We start from the raw sequence: 5,152 nt of genomic DNA on the forward strand, positions 1-5,152 counted from the left end.
GAACTTATCCACATCGTGAGCACCTTCTGCTCACAAAGAGTGTGGGTCAAAATTCGATGGAAAACTCGGGTCAGACTTCGGTGCAATTCAACACCATTGCGTCCGGCAGGAGATCTTTCACCTTCCTGGCAAACGCGGCGTCCTGATCTCCTCCCATCGAGAAAAATACCGGTCGAGTCATACTTCCTCCTGATTTCTAGTCATCGCACAATTAAAACGGTGCTTGCGAGGCGATGTGATTCACATACTACTGAGAAACTGACTTTGGAGGAAGATATTCACGGTGGATGCTAGGCTCACTGCGCCCTTGAGAAGGATTTCGTTTGGTGGTTCAAGAACAGGTCGGCAACCCAGGCATGCCACGTCAACGTTAGATTCGCCACCGCCGGGCCTCTTACAACCTGAGCCTCTATACTAGTGACGGCTCGCTTAGAGCGACAGTAGATCCTCACAAATTTGCTAAATGGCTACATACCAAGCCAGCGGTATTGCAGGTCATCGCTTTGGTACTGGGGCCTCCTCAGTTCCTTCTGCAACGCCTCCGCAGACAAAATAGCTGGCACCAGCAAATGCGTGTCCACCTTAAAGGTCTGCTTGCCTGAGACGTCACTGCGCACGATGTCGATGTAAATACCCTCAATGCTGATACCGCGCTCGGCCAGCATCCTGGTCAGATTGCTGACGCTGCCCAGGCGGTCTTCGCCTACCAGTTCCAGCTCCAAACCCTGCTTGCAGGCATACAACTTGCATTCCACGCCTGCGGCGGAGCAAGTTTGCAGAGCGCGAACTGGCGACGCCCCTGCCCCTCCAACTCTGAAAGCGCCCCATGTCATTCACCCGCACCGCCTGCCTGGCGCTTTACGCTGCGTCCGGCCTGACGCTCGCCGCTCCCTCCTTCGCGCAAGAGCCCTACCCCAGCCACCCGGTCAAGGTCATCGTCGCGCTGCCGGCCGGCGGCAGTGTAGACATGGTGGCGCGCCAGGTCAGCCAGCAGCTGACCACCGACCTGGGCCAGCCCTTTGTGGTGGACAACCGGGCCGGGGGCTCGGGGCAGATTGGGGTGCCTGTGGTGGCCAAGGCGGCGCCGGATGGCTACACCATCATGGTGTCGCCGGCTTCCTTTCTGACCACGAACAAGAGCATTTTTAAGGTACTTCCCTACAACCCGGAAACCGACTTTGTGGCCGTGACCAAGCTGGTCAACCAGGCCATGGTGCTAGTGGTGAACGACAAGGCGAAGTACGGAACGCCGGCCAGCATTCTGGCGGCAGCCAAGGCCAACCCGGGCAAGCTGACGTATGCCTCTTCAGGTGACGGCAGCCCGCAGCACCTGGCGGGGCTGATGTTTGAAAGCCAGACTGGCGCGAAGCTGCTGCACGTTCCCTACAAGGGTGGTGCGCCGGCCATTACCGACCTGATTGGAGGCGTGGTGGACATGGCCTTTGCCCCGCTGCCGGAGGCGCTGCCGCATATCAAGTCGGGCAAGCTGCATGCGGTGGGTGTGCTGAGTGAGAAACGTGCCGTTTCCGCGCCGGACATTCCCACGCTGCGTGAAGGCGGCGTGAACAATGTGGTGCTGTCAGCGTGGATCGGCCTGCTGGTTCCCGCCAAAACCCCGCAGCCCGTGATCGACAAGCTCAGCAAATCCGCGAAGGCGTTTTTGAGGGGCGATGCCAAAACCAAACTGCTGGAAATCGGCATGGAGCCGGCGCCCGACGAGGCCAAGCCCCTGGCGCAGGTGATATCAGAAGAGATTCGCATCCACGCCGACCTGGTGAAAGCCGCCGGCCTGGTGCCGCAGTAAAAGCGAAGGCGCTGGCGTGGGGCGCATGCCCCAGGGAGCCGTCGATCGAAGCTAAACCAAAGCCCCAGCGGTAACGCCTTCGATCACGCTTCGCGCGTTGCGCGCAGCCGCAACGCCCATGTTCACGTAGGCGTTGCTCGTGACACCGCCGATGTGGGGGCTCAGGATGATGCCCGGCTCGTTCTGGAAGGGGTGCCCTGGCAGCATGGGTTCCACGCTGAAGCTGTCGAGGCCCGCGGAATGGACTTGTCCGCTGCGAAGGCCTTCGAGCAAAGCGGCCTCGTCTACCAGCCCACCGCGCGCCGTGTTGACGATGATCACACCTTTCTTGCACTTTGCCAGCGTGGTGCCATTCAGCAGGTTGCGGTTCTCGTCAGTCAACGGGCAATGCAGTGAAATCACGTCGGCGTTCTGCCAAAGCGTTTCGAGCTCGACCCGTGTCATGAATTCCGGCAGCTCTTTGGCGTAAGGGTCATAGCCCAAGACCTCCATGCCCAGTGCACTCGCCATGCGTGCAAAGCGCAGCCCGATGGCACCCAGACCCACAAGCCCGACAGTCTTGCCATACAGTTCCACGCTTTTGTGGGTGGCCTTGTCCCAGTGGCCGGCGCGCATACGCGCGTCCAGCACGGGAACCGATTTTGCGCAGGCGAGCATCAACGCCAGGGCCTGCTCGGCGACGGCATTGGCGTTGGCGCCGGCCGCGGCACGCACTTCGATACTCCGCGCCGCGGCGGCCACCTTGTCGATGGTGTCGGTGCCGCTGCCGTGTTTGGAGATCACGCGCAGGGATGGCGCCGCTGCGATGGCGGCAGCACCCACCTTGCTGTAGCGCACGATGATGCCCACCGGGTCGTGTCGGTGGCAGAGGGCGACGATGTCTTCTTCCGTTGGCGTCTTGCCGGCGTAGATGACTTCGTAGCTCTGCAGAAGTGCCAGCGCTTCGGGTGCAAGGTCTGCCGCAGTGACAAGAATGACGGGTTTCATGGCGGGCTTTACAGCAGGTTGCCCGTTGCTCACAGCGACTCGCCTTCTTTCAGCACACCGGCGCTGCGCAGCGCTGACTCCAGCCATTTGGCCGCTGTGTCGCCTTTTTTGATCGCCGCTATCCGTGCGTTTTCGTCGGCCACCTTCTTCGCAGCTAGCGGCAGCAGGGATTCGATCTTCTCGCGCTCAACGACGACAACGCCGTCCGCGTCGCCCATCACGAAGTCGCCCGCGTGCACGGTGACGCCGCCTGCCGTTACCGGGTGGCCGATGCGGCCCGGGCAGGTTTTGGTGGGGCCGTTCGGGTTGTACCCGGCCGCAAAGACAGGGAAATCCATTTCGTCGATTTCAAGGGTGTCCCGCACTGCGCCGTCAATGACAACACCGACGATACCCAGCTGTTTGCAGGCGGTCATCATGATGGTGCCCATCAGCGCGGCGGTGAGGTCACCCTTGCCGTCAATGACCAACACATCACCCGGCTGCGCCAGCGACATGGCCGCGTGAATCATCAGGTTGTCGCCAGGGCGAACTTCAACAGTGAGGGCCGTACCGGCAAATTTCATACGGGGGCGCAATGCCTTGATGCGCCCGTGCATGGCGCCCCGGCGGCCGGCCACGTCGGCCAGGATGGCGGGCTGGAATGCAGCAGCCTCGCGCACAACGGCGGCCGGCACGCGGTCAAATTTGCGGATGATGTCTTGTGTCATGTCAATCTACTTTCGCACCGGATTCTTTGACGATCTTGCCCCAGCGGGTGATGTCTTCCCGGATCAGTTTGCTGAATTGCTCCGGCGTGCTCCCTTCCACGTCGGCGCCCTGGTCGCGCAGCTTCTTGCGCAGGTCGGCCGCCTGCAACGCCTTGTTGATGTCGGCGTTGAGTTTGGCAACGACATCTTTCGGCAGGTTCGCGGGCCCGGCAATACCGAACCAGGTCACGGCCTCAAAGCCCTTGTAGCCGGACTCGGCAATGGTGGGCACCTGCGGCAGGTCTTCGGTGCGTTTGGCCGAGGTGACGGCGATGGCGCGCATCTTTCCGTTCTTGATGTGGCCGATGAGCGTGGGGATGGAAGACACATAAAGCTGCACCTGCCCACCAATCAGGTCGGTGGCGCCCTGTGCCGCACCCTTGTACGGCACGTGCGTCAGCTTGACGTCTGCGGCCTTCTGGAAGGATTCGGTCGCGAGGTGCGCGACGGTGCCGTTGCCGGAGGTCGCGTAGTTCAGGGAGCCGGGTTTGGCCTTGGACGCCGCAACGATGTCTGCAAGCGTTTTATAAGGCGAGTCCGCCGCGACGACGATGACCAGCGGCGCGCTCGCCACGAGGCTCACGGGGGTAAGGTCCTTCACGGGGTCATACGGAAGTTTGGCGTACAGGCTGGTGTTGATCGCCAGGTTGCTGGTCTGGCCCAGCACCAGCGTGTAGCCGTCTGCCGGTGACTTCGCCACGGCGTCCACGCCAAGGTTGCCGCCAGAGCCCGGCTTGTTGTCGACGATGAAGGTGTAGCCCGGGCCCATGAGCTTGTTCGTGACTTCGCGGGCGATGATGTCGGTGCCGCCGCCGGCCGGGAACGGCACGACGAGGCGAATGGGTTTGGTGGGCCAGGCCTGCGCAAAGGCGCTGGTGGCCAGGGAACACGCGATGGCAGCGGCCAGCGCGTAACGGCGGGAAAGTTTCATGTATGTCTCCAAGGCTCCGCTTAAAACAATAACTGCGGTATGGGTGGGACTGTAGGCGCGCGTTGCACGCCATACAATACCGTTTCATACAGTGAACCATGGTGCGGCATGCGCAACGATCCAGCAAATGAGCCAGTTGAGACGGGCGGCGGCGTCATCGCGGTGACGCGGGCGCTCTCGCTGATGGAAGCTTTTGAGGTGGGCGAGTCAACGCTTTCGCTGGCGGAATTGAGCCGGCGCTCACACATGCACAAGACCACGGTGCTGCGCCTGGCGCGCACGCTGGCCCTGTCGCAATACATGGTGCAGGCCGACGACGGCCAGTGGCGGCTGGGGCCGGCCGCCGGCTGGCTGGGTGCGCGCTACCAGGCCGGGTTCGATGTCAACCGTATCGTCGAGCCCACGCTGCACGAGCTCGTCGAGGCAAGCGGTGAGAGCGCGTCGTTCTACGTGCGCGAAGGCGACATTCGCGCCTGCGTGGCGCGTGTCGAAGGACCACAATCAGTGCGGCACCACGTGCGTGTCGGGGAACGGCTGCCGTTGAACAAGGGCGCGCCGGGGCGTGTGATTTTGGCCTTCAGTGGCGCAGCAGGAGAACCCTACGAGTCGATCCGTGAGCAGGGGTACCAGATCTCGATGGGCGAACGCGAAGCCGAAGTGGCCAGTGTGGCGGCGCCGGTG

Annotated in this window: 6 protein-coding genes; 2 read left to right on the plus strand and 4 right to left on the minus strand. The window is 62.2% G+C overall.

From position 1 onward, the window contains the following. Positions 1-467: 467 nt before the first annotated feature. Positions 468-722, minus strand: coding sequence for an ACT domain-containing protein (locus AC1D1P_RS13675; protein WP_477673360.1), 255 nt, complete (start codon positions 720-722; stop codon positions 468-470). A gap of 104 nt (positions 723-826) precedes the next feature. On the opposite strand from AC1D1P_RS13675, the gene AC1D1P_RS13680 reads away from it, so the two are divergent. Beyond that, a complete protein-coding gene (locus AC1D1P_RS13680; protein ID WP_477673361.1) occupies positions 827-1,804 on the plus strand; it encodes a Bug family tripartite tricarboxylate transporter substrate binding protein in 978 nt (325 codons plus the stop codon). A gap of 51 nt (positions 1,805-1,855) precedes the next feature. Here AC1D1P_RS13680 and AC1D1P_RS13685 read toward each other — a convergent pair whose 3' ends face one another. From AC1D1P_RS13685 to AC1D1P_RS13695, 3 genes are read right to left on the minus strand one after another with little or no spacing between them, the layout of a single operon-like run. Continuing rightward, the gene (locus AC1D1P_RS13685) at positions 1,856-2,791 is read right to left on the minus strand and encodes a hydroxyacid dehydrogenase (protein WP_477673362.1); all 936 of its coding nucleotides are present in this window, start codon (positions 2,789-2,791) and stop codon (positions 1,856-1,858) included. 29 nt (positions 2,792-2,820) lie between these two features. Then, the gene (locus tag AC1D1P_RS13690) at positions 2,821-3,501 is read right to left on the minus strand and encodes an RraA family protein (protein ID WP_477673363.1); all 681 of its coding nucleotides are present in this window, start codon (positions 3,499-3,501) and stop codon (positions 2,821-2,823) included. Position 3,502: 1 nt separating this feature from the next. After that, positions 3,503-4,471, minus strand: a complete 969-nt coding sequence (locus AC1D1P_RS13695) for a Bug family tripartite tricarboxylate transporter substrate binding protein (protein WP_477673364.1) — start codon at positions 4,469-4,471, stop codon at positions 3,503-3,505. A 108-nt stretch (positions 4,472-4,579) separates the two neighbouring features. On the opposite strand from AC1D1P_RS13695, the gene AC1D1P_RS13700 reads away from it, so the two are divergent. Beyond that, the coding region (locus AC1D1P_RS13700; RefSeq protein ID WP_477673365.1) for an IclR family transcriptional regulator at positions 4,580-5,152 on the plus strand (573 nt) is incomplete at its 3' end.

Source organism: Polaromonas sp. P1_E1_2 (assembly GCF_056406035.1).